A 17968-nucleotide genomic window follows, 5' to 3' on the forward strand; every position below is an offset into this window, starting at 1 on the left:
GGCTGCGGCGCAAGATCCGCTCCCCCGTCTCAACCTGCGCCCCCGCGCGGCGTGTTGCGACAGCGGAGCGGAAGAGGGCTGCGGCGGGTCAGGACTCGAGTTCCGCCGGATCGGTGACCGGCAGACGGCAGGTGAAGTCCCGGCAGTCGTACGCCGTCGTCCGGCCGCCGAGCGGCGCCTTGCCCTCGAACAGCGCGAAGCCCGCCGTCGCCCACTGCGCGGACTGCGCCGCGGTCACGATCGCCAGGACCTCCGCAGGGATGCGGCGGGCGGCTCGAAGCAACGCGGATGCCGGGTCATCCCCGACGACGACCACCTGTCGGGGAGCCCGCGCCAGCCGTGCGGCGACGCGGAGCAGCGCGCCGTGCGCGATCGGCTGGGCCAGCGCGCCGGCCGCGTGCGCAGCGACGACGCCCGTGGCGAGGTGGCGGAGGTCCTCGCTCGCCCCGAGCTGCCACAGCGACAGCGCGGCGTCGGCCAGCGCGGCGTGACCGGACGGCTCGTCCCCGTCGGAGGCGGCATCCGGGCTGGAGATGCCCTGCGCGGCCAGCACAGGGTCGCCGCCACCCGGGGCCCGCACCGTGCCGTCCTCGGCAACGCACGCGGTGACGAGCTCGCGGGCCCGCACGGCGTAGACGACCTCGCCCGTGGCCGCGCCCAGGGCCACCAGTCCCGCGGCGAACTGGCCGTAGTCGGCGAGGGTCGCCGCGGCCCGGGAGGGGATCTCATCCAGCGCCGCGCGGACGAGTCGCCCGGCCGCGTCGATGTTCGCACCGATCACGGCGTCCGCCGCCCAGCGCGCCGACTCGATCCACGCCGGTTCGTCCAGGCGCGCCCCGGCTCGGGCCAGGGCCGCGATGGCGAGCCCGTTCCACCCGGTCACGACCTTGCCGTCGACGGCGGGCGGATCGATGCCCGCGCGGGACGCGGCATCCCGCAGGTAGTACCCGCCCTCGCTGCGCACGCCGTCGATCCAGGACTCCGAGTCCTGCGCGGCGCCGAACCCGCCCGCGGGCTGCTGCAGGACATCGGTGAGGAATCCCGCGATGCCGCGCGCGGTGCGCTCGTCGTCCGCGTCGACGGCGACCTCCAGCAGCTGCGCGTTGTCGGTCAGCATCCGCTCGTAGTGCGGGACCGTCCAGTCGCGCCGGGTGGCGTAGCGGAAGAAGCCTCCCTCGACGGGGTCGCGCAGGGGCGAGGACGCCATCGCGGTCAGTGCCCGCTCCGCGACGGCGGATGCCGCGGGGTCGGCGATCCGGACGACGGGAGTCTGCAGGAACCGCAGCGCGGTCGCGATCGGAAACTTCGGGGTCGCGGGATCGCCGTCTCCGAAACCGCCGTACTCGCGGTCCTCGCGTGCTGCGACCGCGGCGGCGGCCGCAGCCAGGTCTTCGACGGAGGGGATCTGTCCGCCCGTCGACGCGCTGCTGCGCGCCTCGGCGAGCGCCTGCGTCACCGCGTCGGCGGTGCCGTCGACCTCGCCACGACGCTCGATCCAGGCCTCGCGGACCGCGGCCAGCACCTGACGGAACGACGGCATGCCCGACCGCGGTTCGGGGGGAAAGTACGTCCCGGCGTAGAACGGGCGACCGTTCGGGGTCACGAACACCGTCAACGGCCAGCCCAGGTGCGGCGTGAACGCGGCGGCCGCGGACATATACGCGGCGTCGACCTCGGGATGCTCCTCGCGGTCGACCTTCACCGCCACGAAGTCCGCGTTGACCGCGGCCGCGGTCTCGTCGTCGGAGAACGACTCCCGCGCCATCACATGGCACCAGTGGCAGGTCGAGTAGCCGATCGAGACCAGGACGGGCACGTCCCGCCGCCGCGCTTCCGCGAAGGCCTCGTCGCCCCAGGCGTACCAGGCGACGGGGTTGCCCGCGTGAGCCCTCAGGTAGGGGCTGGCGGAGTGCTGCAGACGCGGATTCACCCTCCTCACGTTACGACGGAAGGCTCTCGGCGTGGGGTGCTACCGCAGGGTGCTCGCGCGCGCCGACGCGGTCACTCGACCTCGTCGGGGTGCGCGCTGACCCGGCCGGAACCGTCGCCAGGATCGATGTCGTCGATCGCACGGATCTGGGCGTCCGAGAGCTCGAAGTCGAACACGTCCAGGTTCTCCTGGAGCCGCTCACGACGCACCGACTTGGGAAAGACGATGTTGCCCTTCTGGATGTGCCAGCGCAGCACCACCTGGGCGGGTGTCTTGCGGTGAGCGGATGCCGCGTCCTTGACAGCCGGGATGCCGAACAGGTCGTACTTGCCCTGCCCGAGCGGGCCCCACGCCTCGATCCGCACACCGTTCGCCGCGGCCCAGTCGGTCACGTTGCGCTGCTGGTGGGCGGGGTGCAGTTCGATCTGGTCGACCGCAGGGGTGACGCCGGTCGCGCCCACGATGCGCTCGAGGTGCGGCACCAGGAAGTTCGAGACGCCGATGCTGCGCGCGAGGCCGGCCGAGCGCAGTTCGATCAGCTTCTCCCACGCATGCAGGTAGTTGTCCTTGGCCGGGGTCGGCCAGTGGATCAGGTAGAGGTCGACGCGCTCGAGACGGAGCTTGTCGAGGCTCTCGCGGATCGCCGCCGCCGGCTCGTCGCCGTCGTGCCGGTCGTTCCACAGCTTGGTCGTGACGAACAGTTCGTGGCGGGGGATGCCGCTCTTCTGGATGGCCGCCCCCACGCCCTCTTCGTTTCCGTAGATCGCCGCGGTGTCGATGTGACGGTAACCGACCTCGAGCGCCTCGGCGACAGCGCGCTCCGTGTCGGCCGGCGGAACCTTGAACACGCCGTAGCCGAGCTGGGGGATGTCGAAGCCGTCGTTGAGCTGAACCGTGGGAATCGTCATGCCTCCAGCCTAGGAGCTTCGATCCGCGCCGGTACGATCGAAGGCTATGCGCGCGCCCGAACCCGTCATCTTCTACCCGCCGGAGCTGCCCGTCAGCGGCGCGCGGGACGAGATCGCACGCGCCATCCGCGATTCGCAGGTCGTGATCGTGGCGGGGGCGACCGGCTCGGGCAAGACCACCCAGCTGCCGAAGATCTGCCTCGAGCTGGGCCGCACGCGCATCGCGCACACCCAGCCCCGCCGGATCGCCGCCCGCACCATCGCAGAGCGCATCGCGGAGGAGCTCGAGGTGCCGCTCGGCACCACCGTCGGCTACAAGGTCCGCTTCACCGACAAGGTGCAGGAGGACACGCGCGTCACGCTGATGACCGATGGCATCCTGCTCAACGAGATCCACCGCGACCGGCTGCTGCGCCGCTACGACACGATCATCGTGGACGAGGCCCACGAGCGCTCCCTGAACGTGGACTTCCTGCTCGGGTACCTGACGGAGGTGCTTCCGAAGCGCCCCGATCTGCGGGTCATCGTCACGAGCGCGACCATCGATCCGGAGAGCTTCGCGAAGCACTTCGCGGATGCCGCGGGCAACCCCGCGCCCATCATCGAGGTCTCCGGCCGGACGTACCCCGTCGAGATCCGCTACCGGTGCCCCGATGCCGAGCTGGCTGCGCGCGCCGAGGGCGAGACGAAACGCAGACCGGACGCGTCGGGCACCGGGGACGAGGTCGACGGGATCACCGCCGCCCTGCGCGAACTGGACCGCGAGGCCCCCGGCGACGTGCTGGTGTTCCTGCCGGGTGAGGCCGAGATCCGGGACGCGATGGATGCCGTCTCGGGCATGTACGCGAAGGACGCGGCCCCGGTCGAGGTGCTGCCGCTGTACGGCCGCCTGAGCGCCGCCGAACAGCATCGCGTCTTTGAGCGTTCGAAGGTCGCGGGCGTGCGGCGTCGGGTGATCCTGGCGACGAACGTCGCCGAGACCAGCCTGACGGTGCCGGGCATCAAGTACGTGATCGACACCGGGACCGCGCGCATTTCGCGCTACAGCAACCGCACGAAGATCCAGCAGCTGCCGATCGAGGCGATCTCGCAGGCGTCGGCGCAGCAGCGGGCAGGACGAGCGGGTCGGACGGCGGCGGGGATCGCGATCCGCCTGTACTCCGAGGAGGATTTCGACAAGCGGCCCGAATTCACCGAGCCTGAGATCCTGCGCACGAGCCTGGCCTCGGTCATCCTGCAGATGCTGTCCCTCGGGTTCGGCGACATCGCATCGTTCCCGTTCCTCACGCCCCCCGACTCGCGAGGCGTCAAGGCCGCGATCGACCTGCTGCTCGAGCTCGGGGCCGTCCGGCCGGCGGGCGGCGCGGGGACCGGACGGGACCGCGACGCGCGATCGGCGCGCAGCTCGGCGACCGCCGGCACCCGGCTCACCGACCTGGGCCGCGAGATCTCGCGGCTCCCGATCGATCCGCGCTTCGCCCGGATGCTCATCGAGGCTCGGCGGACGGGTGTCCAGCGCGACGTGCTGGCCATCGTGTCCGGGATGTCCATCCAGGACGTCCGCGAGCGCCCCGAAGACCGCCGGGAGGAAGCGGACCGGATGCACGCGCGCTTCGTGGACCCGACCAGCGACTTCGTCACGCTGCTCAACCTCTGGAACCACCTGCAGGAGCAGCAGGCCGCGCTCGGCTCCAGCGCGTTCCGGCGCTTGTGCCGCTCGGAGTACCTGAACTATGTGCGCGTGCGGGAGTGGGTGGACGTACACCGGCAGCTGCGGACGCTGATGGGCGGGCAGCGCGGCGACAAAGCCGACGTCTCCGCCGGGCCGCCTTCGACCCCGGGTGGGGGCGCCGACGAGCTGCACAGAGCGATCCTGTCCGGGCTGCTGTCCCACATCGGCATCCTGGACGAGCGCAGCGTCGCGAAATCCGCCGCCGTGCGCTCGTCCGGCGGACGAGCCGAGCCCAAGCGCGCGCAGGGCGGCGAGTACCTCGGCGCGCGCGGAGCACGTTTCGCGATCTTCCCCGGCTCGGGTCTGCGCAAGAAGCGACCGACCGCGGTGATGGCCGCGGAGCTGGTGGAGACCTCCCGCCTGTTCGCCCGCACGGTCGCCGCCGTCGATCCCGCGTGGGCGGAGCAGCTCGCCGGCGACCTCGCCAAACGTCAGCTGAGCGAGCCGCACTGGTCGAAGGCGGCGGGCGCGGCATCCGTCTACGAGAAGGTGACACTGTTCGGGGTGGAGATCATCCCCCGGCGCCGTGCCCAGCTCGCCCGGTTCGACCGGCCGCTCGCCCGCGAGCTGTTCGTGCGTCATGCCCTCGTCGAGGGCGAGTGGGATCCGTCCGGACTCGACAAGCGCCTGACCGCCTTCGAGCGGCGCAACCTGGAGCTGCGCCGCCGCCTGGAGAAGATCGAGGAGCGCGAGCGCCGCCGCGACATCCTCGTCGGCGACGAGGCGGTGTTCGCGTTCTACGACGCGCGGCTGCCGCGTGACGTGTTCGACGTCCGCTCGTTCGAGGCGTGGTGGCGGGATGCCGCGGTCCGCACTCCGCACCTGCTCGACATGACCGAAGGCGACCTGCTGGATGACGCCGCGCGGGCGGACGAACGCGACTTCCCTGCGCGCTGGCGCCAGCAGGACCAGGTGCTCTCGCTCACATACCGCTTCGAACCGGGGACGGACGATGACGGTGTGACCGCCGTGGTCCCCCTCGCGCTCCTGGCACAGGTGCGTCCGGACGGGTTCGACTGGCAGGTCCCCGGCCTGCGGGACGAACTGATCACCGCACTGCTGCGTTCGCTGCCGAAGTCGATCCGCCGGCACGTCGTTCCTGCGGCGGACTGGGCGGCGCGGTTCGCCGAGGAGCTGGAAGGCCAAGGACCCGAAGCGCACGCGGGCCTGCCGCCCACGTCCCTGCGCGCGGCACTGGCCGTCCGTATCCAGCGGGTGGCGAACCAGCCGGTCAGCGAGGCCGACTTCGAGCTGGACCGGATCCCCGTCCACCTCATGGTGAAGTTCCGCGTCGTCGACGAGCGCGGGCGCGCCGTCGGGTCCGACCGGGATCTGCGTGCCCTGCAGAAGCGGTTCTCCGACCGTGCGCGCACCTCGGTGGAGAAGTCGCTGACCCGGTCGCTGAGCACGCCGGGCGAGACGAAACGACCCGGGCCCACGGCGGTGGCGGGGCCTCCGGGCCCGGCCGCGCCGGCGGCGGGGATCCAGCCGCGCTCGGGCATCACCGACTGGGACTTCGGAGAGCTTCCCCCGGTGGTCGACACGAAGGTGGCCGGCGGGGTCGTTCGCGGGTACCCCGCGCTGGTCGATGAGGGCTCCAGCGTCGCCCTCCGGGTGGAGGCCACGCCCGAGGCCGCGGAGAGGTCCACACACGCGGGCGTCCGCCGCCTTCTGCTGCTGGCCGTGCCGTCGCCCGCACCGTACGTGCTGGAGCACCTCACCTCCGCCGAGAAGCTCGTGCTCGCGGCATCCCCTTATCCCTCGGCCAGGGCACTGGTCGAGGATGCGCGGGTGGCGGTGGCCGATGCCGTTCTGGCGCGCACCGAGGGATCGGCGCCGTTGCGGACGCGCGCCGCCTTCGAGAACGCCAGGGACGCGCTGTCCTCCGCCGTGGTGGAGGACACGTTCCAGACGGTGTCGCTCGCCGCGCGCATCCTCACCATCGCGCGGGAGGTCGACCGGGCGGTCCGCTCGCAGAATTCGCTCACCCTGCTCGGCGCCCTGAACGACGTGCGCGGCCAGGTCGCCGGACTGGTGTTCCCCGATTTCCTTTCGCGCATCGGGGCGGCCCGGCTCCAGAACGTGCCCCGATACCTGCAGGGCGCGCGCGAGCGCGTGAACGCGCTGGCGGATCACCCCGGCCGAGACCGCCAGCGCATGACCGAGTTCGAGCGCGCCGCGACGGTCTACGCCGAGGCCGGCGGATCGATCCCGCTCGCGCCGGACGCCGCTCCGGCGATCCAGCGCACGCGGTGGCTGCTCGAGGAATATCGGGTGAGCCTGTTCGCGCAGCACCTCGGCACCGCCGAGGCGGTGTCACTGCAGCGGATTCTCAAGTCTCTTCGGGAATAGGGTTTCCGAAACGAAAGGTTCTCTGCCATGGCCACAGCGATCGTCTACACCGAATTCGGCGGGCCCGAGGTCCTCACCGTGACCGACGTCGCCGTGCCTCCGCCCGGCGTCGATGAGATCGCCGTGCGGGTCGAAGCCGCAGGCGTCAACCCCATCGATGCCAAGCTGCGCGCCGGCCGGCGTGCGTCGCCGGCGCTGACGGGACCGCGTCGCGTCGGCACCGACGCGGCGGGGGTGGTCTCCGCGGTCGGCGACGACGTCGACGGTTTCCGCGTCGGCGACGAGGTGGTGATCTTCGGCGCATCGGGGACGTACGCTTCCGAGATCGTCGTGCCGGAGCGCGACGCGCAGCCGCGTCCCCCGGGGGTGAGCGCCGAGATCGGCGCGGCCCTGGGCGTTCCGGTCGGAACCGCGTACCAGACCCTGCGTTCGCTCGCGGTCGGCCCGCGCGACACACTTCTCGTGCACGCCGGATCCGGGTCGGTCGGGCAGGCCGTGATCCAGTACGCGGTGCTGTGGGGCGCGAGGGTGGTGGCCACCTCGTCGGAGCGACGGTTCGACCGGGTCCGCGAGCTCGGCGCGATTCCGGTCGCGTACGGCGAGGGGCTGGCCGACCGCGTGCGCGCGCTGGCACCTCAGGGGGTCACCGCGGCGATCGATGCCGCCGGCACCGACGAGGCGATCGAGGTCTCCCTCGCGCTCGTGGCCGATCGCGACCGCATCGCGACGCTGGTCCGGGGGCGGGATGCCGCATCCTTCGGCATCCGCGCCTTCTCCGGGGGCAGCCCCCGTCCACTCAGCGCGATCGAGCAGGGTTGGCGGCGCGAGGCGATGCCCGTGACGCTGGCGCTGCTGGCGGCCGGGCGGTTCTCGGTCGAACTCGGACCCGCGTTCCCCCTCGCCGACGCCCCTGCGGCGCATCAGGCCGTGGAGGACGGCGTCCCCGGCAAGATCACCCTCCTCCCCTGACCCCGCAGTCCGCGAGACCGGATAGGCGCCGCGAGACGGAGTGCGTTCGCCTCTGTCTGGTGCCGCCTATCCGGTCTCGCGGTCAGTCGGGCGGCGCGACCGGGCGTCCGAGTGACAGCATCAGCCGATTGGCCCAGTTGAAGAACGCGGCGCCGTGCACGACGTCGGCGATCTCGAGGTCGTCCAGCCCCGCCGCGCGCAGGCGGGCGACGTGCTCGGCAGCGAACGCGATCGGAGTGGCCGTCAGTGCGGCCGCGGCATCCGTGACGGCGTTCCACCGTTCGCCCAGATCGGCCTGGACGCCCCGCGCGAGCAGCTCATCGACCAGGTCGGGGCGCCGAGAGTGGTGCGCGGCGAAGCGTGCGTGCACCGAAGCGCAGAACACGCACCCGTTGACGCGGGATGCCGCGGCCGCGGCGAGTTCGCGCTCGGCGCGAGGAAGGCCCTCGGCGACGTTGTAGAAGATGTCCTTGTCGACCAGGGTGCGTGCGCGCAGGATCTCGGGGTCGCGGACCAGCAGTCGGAAGTAGTCGCTGGACGCCCTCCCGCGATCCACGAGGCCGTCGTAATGACGTTCGGTCAGCTCCTCCACGCGGAGCGGCTCCAGCCACGGCAGCCACCCGACCTCGCCGCGCGTGAAGGCGTGCGGATACGCAGCCTCATGGGTCAGTGTGCCCGCGGGGATCGTTGCGCCGGTCATGCCGCCGCCCCCGCGGTGTCGCTGCCGGCATGCGTGCCACTGACGATGCCCGTCTCGGCGAGGACGCGCAGGCCCGCGGCGACCCGCTGCTGGAACGCGAGGAACGCCACGAGCTGAGAGAGGGTGACGATCGAGTCGGCGCTCCAGCCCGCGCCGAGCAGGCGGTCGATCGCGGGCGACGACGCCTCGCGGGGCCGGCTCACGAGCAGCTGGGCGTGGGCGAGCGCGACCGCGACCCGCTGCCCGAGCGTCTCAGCGACCGACGCGCTCGGAGAGTAGCGCGGCCCCTCGGCGCCCTCGCTGCGAAGCCCGGCCTCGGCGTAGGCACCGAAAGGGCCGGGCGTCGCGGCAGCTTCTGCCTCGGCGAGAACGATCTCCGCACCCGCCGGGTCGGCGGCGCGTGCGAGCGCCGCGTACCGCTGGGCGGTGGCGTCGTCGGCGGTCAGCCGCGTCGCGAAAGCCGCGATCAGCAGACGCTCTGCAAGGGGGAAGCCGGCGTCGTCGACGGGGGCGAACAGCGCGTCGCTGCTGGCCTGCAGCTGATCCCTGGTCACGGGGCGTCGGCGGCGGAGGTCGTCGAGCGAACCGCCGGCGCCAACGCCTGCCAATTCGTCGATGAGGTCAGGGGCGGAGGAGATCATGCGTCGTCCTTTCTCGGAGGGGATGCGGGCGCGTGCGCCGCGGTCGGAATCAGTGCGCGTGTCGCCGGGTCGCGGTCTCGCGTGGCCCAGCCGAGGGCGGGCGCGACCTCCGTGGCGAACAGCTCGATCGAGCGCAGCACGAAGTCGTGCGGGGCATCGACGGAATGCACCTGGAAGGCGACCTCGGTGGTGCGGGACAGCGTGGTGTCGCGCGACAGCGACTCGGCCACTTCTGCGGGCGTGCCCAGATGCGTGTCCAGGGCGAGGATGAGCTCCTCGAGCGTGTCGCCGGGGATCGTCTGACCCGCGCGGCGGAACCCGTCGGCCGCGCGGGCCAGCCCGACCTCGGCGAAGCGCAGCGCATCGCGCCGGTCATCGGCCACGAACACGGTTCGGGATGCCGTGACCCGTGGTGCCGCGCCGGACGGAAGCGCCGCGAGGTACGCGTCGATGATCGGCTCCTGGATCGCCGCGAGCGACGCGCGCGGCTCCTCCGCCGGGCGCGGCTGGGTTCGGGAGAGGAGGAGTCCGTGGCCATGGATGCCGGCGCGGGTTCCGCCGGCCGCGGAGAACGTCGCCTGCCACACGCGGGAACCGAGGGTCCCGGCATCCGGGTAGAGCGTGTTCCCTCCCCCGATGTCGCGGCCGTGCAGCGCCGCGAGGAGAAGGCTGAGCTTCGCATCGTAGACGGCGGCCTTGTCGTTCACCGCGTGACCGAACGGGATGAATGACGACGGGGTGCCCCCGCTGCCCAGGCCCAGATCGATTCGTCCCCCCGAGAGCAGGTCGGCCACCACGGCGTCCTCCGCGACGCGCACCGCGTCTTCGAGAGGAAGCGTGACCACCCCGGTGCCGAGGCGGATCTCGCTGGTGGCGGCCGCCGCGTGCGCGAGGAAGACGAACGGCGAGGGCAGCCCGCCCTCCGACGCGCGGAAGTGATGCTGTGCGATCCACGCCCGCGCGATGCCGAAGCGCTCGGCATGGCGGATCTGGTCGGTGGCGAGGCGGTAGCGCTCCGCCGCCGGCGCGTCGTCGAGGAGGCGGGTGAAGTACGCCAGGGTGGGGACGGTCATGCCGCCACCTCCGTTCGTCCGGGCACGGCCGCCAGCAGCTCGCGCGTGTACTCGTGGGCGGGTCGGGTGAAGATGTCCTCGGTCGTGCCTTCCTCGACGATGCGTCCGCGGCGCATCACCGAGATCGTGCTGCTGATCCGGCGCACGACGGCGAGGTCGTGGGAGATGAACAGATACGTCAGCCCGAGCTCCTGCTGCAGCGATTCGAGCAGCTCGAGGATCCGCGCCTGCACCGTGACGTCCAGGGCCGACACCGCTTCGTCGAGGACGACGACGTCGGGGTTGATCGCCAGCGCACGCGCGATCGCGACCCGCTGACGCTGTCCGCCGGACAGCTCGCGCGCGGAACGCTGCAGCACGTCGGAGGGCAGTGCGACGCGGTCGACGAGCGCCGCGACGCGCGCTCCGCGCTCCCGGCGGGTGCCCTCCCGGAAGTTGTCGAGCGGCTCCGCGATGATCTTCTCGATCGTCTGACGCGGATCCAGGGAGGAGAACGGGTTCTGGTAGACGAGCTGGATCCGCCGGCGCAGGCGCCGCAGTTCGCCGCCGGCGAGTCCCGCGATGTCCGTCCCGCTCAGTTCGATGCTTCCCGCGTCGGGATGAAGGAAGCGAGTGACCAGACGGGCGGTCGTCGTCTTGCCCGAACCCGACTCGCCGACCAGGGCGTGCGTGGTTCCGCGGCGGACTCGGAACGAGACGTCATCGACCGCGCGGAAAGGCTCCCGGCCGCGCACGGTGAACTGCTTCACGAGTCCCGCCGCGACGATCGCGTGGGGATTCTCGGCCGCAGCGGCGCCCGCATCGCGCAGGAACAGCGGGGCCGGGGCCCGCCGGAAGCCGTCCACGGCGAGCGCGGGTGCGTCGGCGAGCAGCTGCTTCGTGTAGGCGTCCTGCGGGTTCTCGAGAATGGCCGCGGTGGCACCCTGTTCGACGATGCGGCCGTCTTTGAGCACCACGACGCGCTGCGCGCGATCGGCGGCGACACCGAGGTCGTGTGTGACCAGGAGCACCGAGGTGCCCTGCTCACGGCGCAGGTCGTCGATGAGGTCCAGAATGCGGCGCTGGACGGTCGCATCCAGCGCGCTCGTCGGCTCGTCAGCGATGATCAGGCGGGGACCGAGCGCGATGGCGGTCGCGATCAGAACGCGCTGCCGCATCCCGCCGGACAGTTCGTGCGGGTACTGCCGCGCACGGAGTACGGGATCGTCCAGCCCGACTCGCTCGAGGAGCTCCAGCACGCGGGTGCGGATGAGGTCGCGGTTGCGCTCTCCGTGCACCCGTAGGATCTCGCCGACCTGGACGCCGATCGGCCGCACCGGATCCAGCGACGCACCGGGGTCCTGTGGGACCAGGCCCACCTGGGCCCCACGGATGCCGCGCAGCTGCGTGGGCGACCACCCGGCGATGTCCAGCTCCGCGAGCCGGATGACGCCGGCTTCGACCCGACCCCCATCCGGCAGCAGTCCGAGCAGCGCGTGCGCGGTCGTCGACTTGCCCGACCCGGACTCGCCCACCAGCGCGACGACCTCGCCCTCGCCCACTTCGAAGTCGATGCCGTGGACGACATTCCGGTGCCCGGATCGATTCGCATACGAGACCCTCAGCCCCTCGACGCTCAGAACGCTCACCGGCCGCTCCTTCCCACAGATGAACTGATGCGGTTGGCGCTCAGCACGACGACGAGCACCACCAGGCCTGGAAGAGTCGTCAGCCACCACGCCGTCGCGACGTAGTTGCGCCCCTCGGCGATGAGCAGTCCCCATTCCGGTGTCGGAGGCGGAGCCCCGTATCCGAGGAAGCCGAGGGTGGAGATCGCGAGGATCGCGGTGCCGAACTGCAGTGCGGCCAACCCGATCACCGCCGTGAGGGAGTTCGGCAGCACGTGACGGCGCAGCACCGTGAAGAACGTTCCCCCGCTGCCGAACGCGGCCTCCACGTAGTCGGTGCGGCGGACGCGGACCACCTCCGAGCGGGCCAGGCGCGCAAAGGATGCCACGCTTCCGATGCCCACGGCGATCGCGGCGTTCACCGTGCCGAACCCGAGCAGGATGATGATGGAGAGCGAGAGCAGCAGGCCGGGGATCGACAGCAGCACGTCCACGATGCGCATCAGGACGTCATCGAGCAGGCCGCCCACCGACCCCGCGACTCCGCCGAGGAGGGTTCCGGCCACCAGACCGACGGTGACGGCGATCAGCGCCCCCGAGAGCGAATGGATCGCCCCGTGGACGACCCGCGCGTACAGGTCCCGCCCGATCGCGTCGGTGCCGAACCAGTGCGCGGCGCTCGGCGGGAGCAGCTTGTCGGCCGGGACGCCGTCGATCGGGTCGTAGGCGGTGAACAGCCACGGCGCGACCGCCCACAGCAACGCGATCGCCACGACCGCACACGCCAGGATCAGCGTCCAGGACGGGCGTCGCGCGACGGCGAAGAGGCGGGCCGTCGACGCGCGCCGGAGCGGCCGGTCTGCGTCGGCACCGGCGTCCAGGGCGATGGGGTCGGTGACGGTGGCGGACTCCTCGACGCGGCGCGCGGCTTCGAGGTCGGTGTCGGTGGGCAGTACGGGTGCGGTCATGCGAGTACCTCCGAGGCGGCCGGCTCCGAGGCGACGCGGGCACGACGCGACCCCTGGCGCAGGCGCGGGTCCAGGACCGGATAGAGCAGGTCGATTCCGAGGTTCACGACGATGAACGTCAGCGCTGCCAGCAGCACGATGCCCTGCAGAATCGGGATGTCCTGGTTGGCGACGGCCTGCTCGGTGAGACGGCCGATGCCGGGCCGACCGAACACCGTCTCGGTCACCACGGCGCCGCCGACGAGTTCGCCGAACAGCACTCCGGCGATCGTCAGCGCCGGCAGAACCGCATTGCGCGCGACCGATCGCCACAGCACCCAGGATGGTGCGGCACCCTTGGCCCGCACCACGGTGACGAACGGCTGCAACTGCACCTCATCGATGCTCCGCACCAGGATCTGCGCGAGGGGCGCGGAGATCGGCACGGCCAGTGTGAGGACGGGAAGCACGAGACCCTGGACGGGATCGGCTCCGACGATCGGCACCCACCCGAGCCCGAACGAGAACACCTGGATGAGGATGATCCCGAGCCAGAACACGGGCACCGAGACGAACACCCCCGGCAGCGCCCGGAGGGCGCCCCGCAGCCACGCGAAGGGCGTGAGCGTCGAGAGGAACGCGATCGCAGACGCCAGGAGTGCGGCGACGAGGAACCCGAGCCCGGCCAGCGCGGCCGTCGGGGGCAGCGCCTCACCGATCAGCTGCAGCACCTCGGTGCCGTACTGGGTCGAGTAGCCGAAGTCCCCGCGCAGGAACCCTCCGAGGGTGTGCAGGTACTGCTGCCACCAGGGCACATCCGCTCCGTACGCGGCCCTGATGTCGGCGATCTGCTCGGGCGAGAGCCCCAGCTCGGGGTTGTCGAACTTGATCAGGATCGCGTCGCCCGGCAGCAGCTGCAGCAGGAGAAACGTGGCCGTGAAGGCCGCGATCAGGACGATCGCGGCCTGCCCGGCGCGTCGGAGTGCGTAGCGCATCGACTCGGTTTCCGTCCGTGTGTGGGGGTGCGGTCGGGCGACCGGCTCAGTCCTGATCGAGCCGGACGTCGTAGAAGGACGGGCGGCCGACGGACTCGAACTCGACACCGTGGACGTAGGGAGCGGTGCCGTAGACCTGCGGCTCCTCGAAGAGGGGGATCACGTACGCCTGCTCGGCGAGGTAGTCCTGTACGGCCTGGGATGCCGCGATGCGCTTGTCGCCATCGGGCTCCGAGGCGACGGCGAGAAGCAGCGCATCCAGTTCGGCGTCGTCGGAGAGCAGCGTGTTGCGGTTCTTGGTGAAGTACTGGCTCTTGATGACGTCCAGGTCGGCGCGGCCGACCATCGAGTGGTACAGCGGCGTCTTCAGCGGGTCCTTGATGTCCTCGGCGTAGGTGCCGGCATCCGCCGATTTCACGTTCAGCTCCACACCGATCACGGTGAGTTGCTGGGCGACCAGTTCCAGGGTCTGCTTGGACAGGGGCTGCGGTTTGGCCTCGTACACCGTGAGCGACAGCCGCGCGCCGTCCTTCTCACGGATCCCGTCTGCTCCCGCCACCCAGCCGGCCTCGTCGAGCAGGTCCTCGGCGCGCTCCGGGTCGTACGCATAGAACTCCGACTCGTCCTTGTAGCCGAGCGCGGACGAGCTGAGCGCCGACGTCGCGACGGGATAGTTCGCCGTGAAGATCGTGTCCACGATCTCCTGGGCATCCACGCCGGCGACCAGCGCCTGGCGCACCCGGATGTCGCTGAGCAGCGGGTTGGTGAAGCGCAAGCTCAGCGCGTTGTTCACCCCGCGGGTCTGCGGGGCGTACAGCTCGAAGCCGGCAGATTCCACGCGGGCCTCGTCGAAGGCCTGCACGTAGCGGATGTAGTCCGCCTGACCGGCCAGCAGCGACCCGATCCGCACGCTGTCCTCGGGGGCGACGATCAGCTGGATGCCGTCGAGGTACGCACGGCCCTGGTGCGCGGCGCTCGTCGGCGCCCAGTCGTAGTCCTCGCGGGCTTCGAACGTGAGCTCGGTGCCGAGCTCCTCGTCCGTGACCACGAAGGGTCCCGCGCCCACGATCTCGGCGGCGTGCCCAGCGCCGAAGTCCTCCAGCGACAGGTCGAGCGTGTCGGGCGAAAGCAGCCCCGAGTTGATCGTCGAGGTGGCCTGCAGAAAGCCGGGGGCCGGGGCGGAGAAGCGGAACGTCACCGTGTCTGCGTCGACGACCTCGCTCGAGGCGTAGTTGTTGATCGCCTCCGACACGGTCAGCCCGAGCTCTGCGTTGCCGAGCCCGTACACGTCGAAGTTCTTCGCCACGGCGGCCGCATCCAGGGCGGTTCCGTCCGAGAAGGTGACGTCGTCGCGGATGTCGAACGTGTACTCGGTGGCATCGGCGTTCACCGTCCACTCCGTCGCGACCCACGGCTCGATCTCGAGCGTCGCGGGGTTCTGCCAGGTCAGGCGTGCCGCGATGTTGTTCACGATCCCGCCGTTCGGGTAGAAGCCCGCCTGCGGCGGATAGAGGTTCGTGTAGGTCTGGTGTTCGAGGTAGGTCAGGGTGCCGCCCGCGGCGGGCTCCGCGCCGGATACGGCGTTCTGACCACCGGAGGTGGGCGACGCGCAGGCGGCGAGCGAGGCGACGGTGACGATCGCGAGGGCGCCGACCGCGGCGCGGTGTAGAGGTCGGGACATGGGTGCTGCTCCTGAGCTGACGATGTGCGTGAGAGGACTGGAAGTCACGCTAGGGAGGCTGACCGGCGACGCGAACCGCGAAAGACACATCGTGACACCGCCCGCAAGACGCGGACACGCGCCGTCACGCGGCGTCACATTCGCTCAGGCCCGGACGCCTCCGGCTCCGGCGCGCACCGGCGGATGCAGCAGACGCGGTGCGCCGATGCCGAGACGTTCCCGCAGGGTGGCGCCATCCCGGCCCAGCAGGCCTCGGCGGCGCAGCTCGGGCACGGCAAGACGCGTGAACGCTTCGAACTGCTGCGGCTGGAACGCCGACAGCACGTTGAATCCGTCCGCGGCGCCCTCGTCGCGCCAGAGTTCGAAGTGGTCCGCGATCGCTGCGGGCCCTCCCACGAGGAACGCGGCGGGCACCGCGTGCGCGGCGACAAGGTGCCGCCAGGTCACCGGTTCTGCTCCCCCGACGGTGCGTCCGGTACGCTCCTGCACGATCTGCAGCGTGCGCGCGGCCGGTTCGGCGAACAGATCGGATGCCGCGGCATCCACCACATCGTCGACATTCCGATCGCGGGCGGGGTGGTCCTCGGGGACGCCGGCGAGCGTCAGGAACTCCCGGAGCGAGCGCCCGGGCGGGAAGGACGCTCTCTGCCCGTTGCCGGACCCGTCGTCCAGGGGGACCAGGCGCAGCAGTCGCTCGACGATCGCGTGCGCGGCGCCATCGGTCTCGGCGACGACGGGAAGCACGGTGGCGATCACCTTCAGCCGGTCGGGGTCGCGCCCGGCGACGAGGGCAGCCGCGCGCAGCTGCGTCCGCGCGAGCTTCGCCGCGGTGGCGTCAGGACCGGCGATCAGGGCGAGGTCGGCGTGCTCGGCCGCGAGCGCGCGCGACCGGCTGGACGTGCCCGCGTGGACGATCGGAAGATGCCCCTGCGGCGGGCGGGCGACGTTCAGCGGCCCCTCGACGAGCAGCTGCGCTCCCTCGAAGGCGGCGGGGCGCAGGAGGTGCGGGTCGATCAGCACCCCGGCCTCGGTGTCGGCGATCCAGGCCGCGTCATCCCAGGACTCCCACAGGCGCCGCAGGACCGCGACGAACTCGTCGGCGCGGTCGTACCGCGTGTCGTTGTCGGCGTGCGCATCCCGACCATGGTTGCCCGCCGCCCGGGGCTCCGCGCCGGTGACCAGGTTGATCCCGCCGCGACCTCCGGTCAGGACATCCAGCGATGCACTGGCACGCGCGATCGCGTAGGGGTCCGCATAGGTCGTGTTCACGGTGGCGATCAGCCCGATCCGCCGGGTGAGGCCGGCGAGGTAGAGCACGGCGCTCACCGGGTCGATGCGGGCGAGCAGGTACGGGTCGCGGAACTCCAGGTCCGCGCCGGTGGCCAGCCAGTCCCCGAAGAAGAGGTAGTCCAGGTCGGCGTCCTCGGCCAGCCGTGCGATGCGAGCGAGGATCGCGGCATCCGCTCGGGGATCCGCATGCGCGCCGGGGTGGCGCCAGCCGGACGGATACGCGCCGAGCGTGCGCACCATGGCCCCGACGATCAGCGGGTCGGTCACGCCCGTCCCACGTTCCCCTGCGGCGTGGGACCGGTCGCGACGAGCCGACCGCGCGCGTGGGACCACTCGCTCCAGGACCCGGGGAAGACCGCAACATCGATGCCGGCCAGGGCGCCGGCCAGGGCGGTGTGGGCGGCCGTGATGCCCGAGCCGCAGTACGCCGCGACGGGAGTGCCGTCCGAGGCCCCGGCGGCGGCGAATGCGGCGCGGATGGCGGCCGGATCGCGGAAGCGCCCGGCCTCCAGGTGCGCGACGGTCGGAAGGTTGACCGCACCCGGCACGTGCCCGGCGACCGGGTCGAGCGGCTCGAGGTCGCCGCGATACCGTTCCGGGGCACGCACGTCCAGCAGCACTCCCCGCCCCGGCCACGCGGCCGCGTCGTCGATGCTGGCCACCCCGCCGGTCAGCTCGGTGAGGACGATGTCTCCGCGGCGAGGCTGGACGTCGCCGGTCTCCAGCGGCAGCTCGGCAGCGATCCAGGCGCGCAGTCCGCCGTCCAGGACGCGCACATCCTCGATCCCGCTGCGGCTCAACAGCCACCACGCCCGCGCCGCGGCGACCGATTGCACGTCGTCGTAGATCACGACCGTCTCGTCGGCGCGCAGCCCCCAGCGCCGGGCCGCGTCCTGCAGCGCCGCCCGCGTGGGGAGCGGATGCCGCCCCTCGGCTGGCTCCCCCTTCCGGGCGAGTTCGTGATCGAGATCCACGTACACCGCGCCCGGCAGGTGACCGTCGAGGTACTCCGGGCGCCCTTCGGGGCGGTCCAGCCGCCAGCGCACATCCAGCAGACGGACGGGGGCGCCTGAGTCGCGGAGGTCGGCGAGCTCGGGCGGTGAGATCAGAAGCGCCATGGCCCCATGGTGCATCCGCACCATG

General features: G+C 71.8%; 13 protein-coding genes. 2 read left to right on the forward strand and 11 right to left on the reverse strand.

Annotation, left to right across the window (positions count from 1 at the left end):
* Window positions 1-88 precede the first annotated feature (88 nt).
* Entirely contained in the window at window positions 89-1930 is a 1842-nt protein-coding gene (locus ABD655_RS12180) for a thioredoxin domain-containing protein (protein ID WP_344714276.1), read from the reverse strand.
* Window positions 1931-2001: 71 nt separating this feature from the next.
* A complete protein-coding gene (locus ABD655_RS12185) occupies window positions 2002-2838 on the reverse strand; it encodes an aldo/keto reductase (protein WP_344714278.1) in 837 nt (278 codons plus the stop codon).
* Window positions 2839-2884: 46 nt separating this feature from the next.
* Between ABD655_RS12185 and hrpA the strand changes: the two genes are divergently transcribed.
* Both hrpA and ABD655_RS12195 read left to right on the forward strand, forming a co-directional pair.
* Window positions 2885-6922 (forward strand): ATP-dependent RNA helicase HrpA, encoded by a 4038-nt coding sequence (hrpA, locus tag ABD655_RS12190; RefSeq protein WP_344714279.1) that lies wholly within the window; start codon window positions 2885-2887, stop codon window positions 6920-6922.
* 27 nt (window positions 6923-6949) lie between these two features.
* Window positions 6950-7891, forward strand: coding sequence for a quinone oxidoreductase family protein (locus tag ABD655_RS12195; RefSeq protein WP_344714281.1), 942 nt, complete (start codon window positions 6950-6952; stop codon window positions 7889-7891).
* A gap of 82 nt (window positions 7892-7973) precedes the next feature.
* Here the strand turns inward: ABD655_RS12195 and ABD655_RS12200 are convergent, their stop codons facing one another.
* The 9 genes from ABD655_RS12200 to ABD655_RS12240 all read right to left on the reverse strand — a co-directional run bounded on the left by ABD655_RS12200 (window position 7974) and on the right by ABD655_RS12240 (window position 17943).
* A complete protein-coding gene (locus tag ABD655_RS12200) occupies window positions 7974-8591 on the reverse strand; it encodes an alkylhydroperoxidase domain protein (protein ID WP_344714283.1) in 618 nt (205 codons plus the stop codon).
* Window positions 8588-9232 (reverse strand): CMD domain protein, encoded by a 645-nt coding sequence (locus tag ABD655_RS12205; RefSeq protein ID WP_344714285.1) that lies wholly within the window; start codon window positions 9230-9232, stop codon window positions 8588-8590. The genes ABD655_RS12200 and ABD655_RS12205 overlap by 4 nt, the downstream gene beginning before the upstream one ends.
* Entirely contained in the window at window positions 9229-10305 is a 1077-nt protein-coding gene (locus tag ABD655_RS12210) for a putative FMN-dependent luciferase-like monooxygenase (protein ID WP_344714287.1), read from the reverse strand. The genes ABD655_RS12205 and ABD655_RS12210 overlap by 4 nt, the downstream gene beginning before the upstream one ends.
* The gene (locus tag ABD655_RS12215; protein WP_344714289.1) at window positions 10302-11933 is read right to left on the reverse strand and encodes a dipeptide ABC transporter ATP-binding protein; all 1632 of its coding nucleotides are present in this window, start codon (window positions 11931-11933) and stop codon (window positions 10302-10304) included. The genes ABD655_RS12210 and ABD655_RS12215 overlap by 4 nt, the downstream gene beginning before the upstream one ends.
* Window positions 11930-12880 carry an ABC transporter permease gene (locus tag ABD655_RS12220; protein ID WP_344714291.1) on the reverse strand — a complete coding sequence of 317 codons (951 nt, stop codon included), beginning with the start codon at window positions 12878-12880 and terminating at the stop codon, window positions 11930-11932. The genes ABD655_RS12215 and ABD655_RS12220 overlap by 4 nt, the downstream gene beginning before the upstream one ends.
* Entirely contained in the window at window positions 12877-13854 is a 978-nt protein-coding gene (locus ABD655_RS12225; RefSeq protein WP_344714293.1) for an ABC transporter permease, read from the reverse strand. The genes ABD655_RS12220 and ABD655_RS12225 overlap by 4 nt, the downstream gene beginning before the upstream one ends.
* 46 nt (window positions 13855-13900) lie before the next feature.
* The gene (locus tag ABD655_RS12230; protein WP_344714295.1) at window positions 13901-15535 is read right to left on the reverse strand and encodes a TIGR04028 family ABC transporter substrate-binding protein; all 1635 of its coding nucleotides are present in this window, start codon (window positions 15533-15535) and stop codon (window positions 13901-13903) included.
* 144 nt (window positions 15536-15679) lie between these two features.
* Window positions 15680-17092 (reverse strand): NtaA/DmoA family FMN-dependent monooxygenase, encoded by a 1413-nt coding sequence (locus ABD655_RS12235; protein ID WP_344714297.1) that lies wholly within the window; start codon window positions 17090-17092, stop codon window positions 15680-15682.
* Window positions 17089-17943 (reverse strand): sulfurtransferase, encoded by an 855-nt coding sequence (locus ABD655_RS12240; protein WP_344714299.1) that lies wholly within the window; start codon window positions 17941-17943, stop codon window positions 17089-17091. The genes ABD655_RS12235 and ABD655_RS12240 overlap by 4 nt, the downstream gene beginning before the upstream one ends.
* Window positions 17944-17968 lie beyond the last annotated feature (25 nt).

Origin of the sequence: Microbacterium terregens (genome assembly GCF_039534975.1) — a bacterium.
GTDB classification, from domain to species: Bacteria; Actinomycetota; Actinomycetes; order Actinomycetales; family Microbacteriaceae; genus Microbacterium; species Microbacterium terregens.

Coding starts and splice junctions, on each gene's coding strand:
- ABD655_RS12185 (WP_344714278.1), bottom strand. CDS start 2,838: ATGACGATTCCCACGGTTCAGCTCAACGACGGCTTCGACATCCCCCAG.
- hrpA (WP_344714279.1), top strand. CDS start 2,885: ATGCGCGCGCCCGAACCCGTCATCTTCTACCCGCCGGAGCTGCCCGTC.
- ABD655_RS12195 (WP_344714281.1), top strand. CDS start 6,950: ATGGCCACAGCGATCGTCTACACCGAATTCGGCGGGCCCGAGGTCCTC.
- ABD655_RS12200 (WP_344714283.1), bottom strand. CDS start 8,591: ATGACCGGCGCAACGATCCCCGCGGGCACACTGACCCATGAGGCTGCG.
- ABD655_RS12205 (WP_344714285.1), bottom strand. CDS start 9,232: ATGATCTCCTCCGCCCCTGACCTCATCGACGAATTGGCAGGCGTTGGC.
- ABD655_RS12210 (WP_344714287.1), bottom strand. CDS start 10,305: ATGACCGTCCCCACCCTGGCGTACTTCACCCGCCTCCTCGACGACGCG.
- ABD655_RS12220 (WP_344714291.1), bottom strand. CDS start 12,880: ATGACCGCACCCGTACTGCCCACCGACACCGACCTCGAAGCCGCGCGC.
- ABD655_RS12225 (WP_344714293.1), bottom strand. CDS start 13,854: ATGCGCTACGCACTCCGACGCGCCGGGCAGGCCGCGATCGTCCTGATC.
- ABD655_RS12230 (WP_344714295.1), bottom strand. CDS start 15,535: ATGTCCCGACCTCTACACCGCGCCGCGGTCGGCGCCCTCGCGATCGTC.
- ABD655_RS12240 (WP_344714299.1), bottom strand. CDS start 17,943: ATGGCGCTTCTGATCTCACCGCCCGAGCTCGCCGACCTCCGCGACTCA.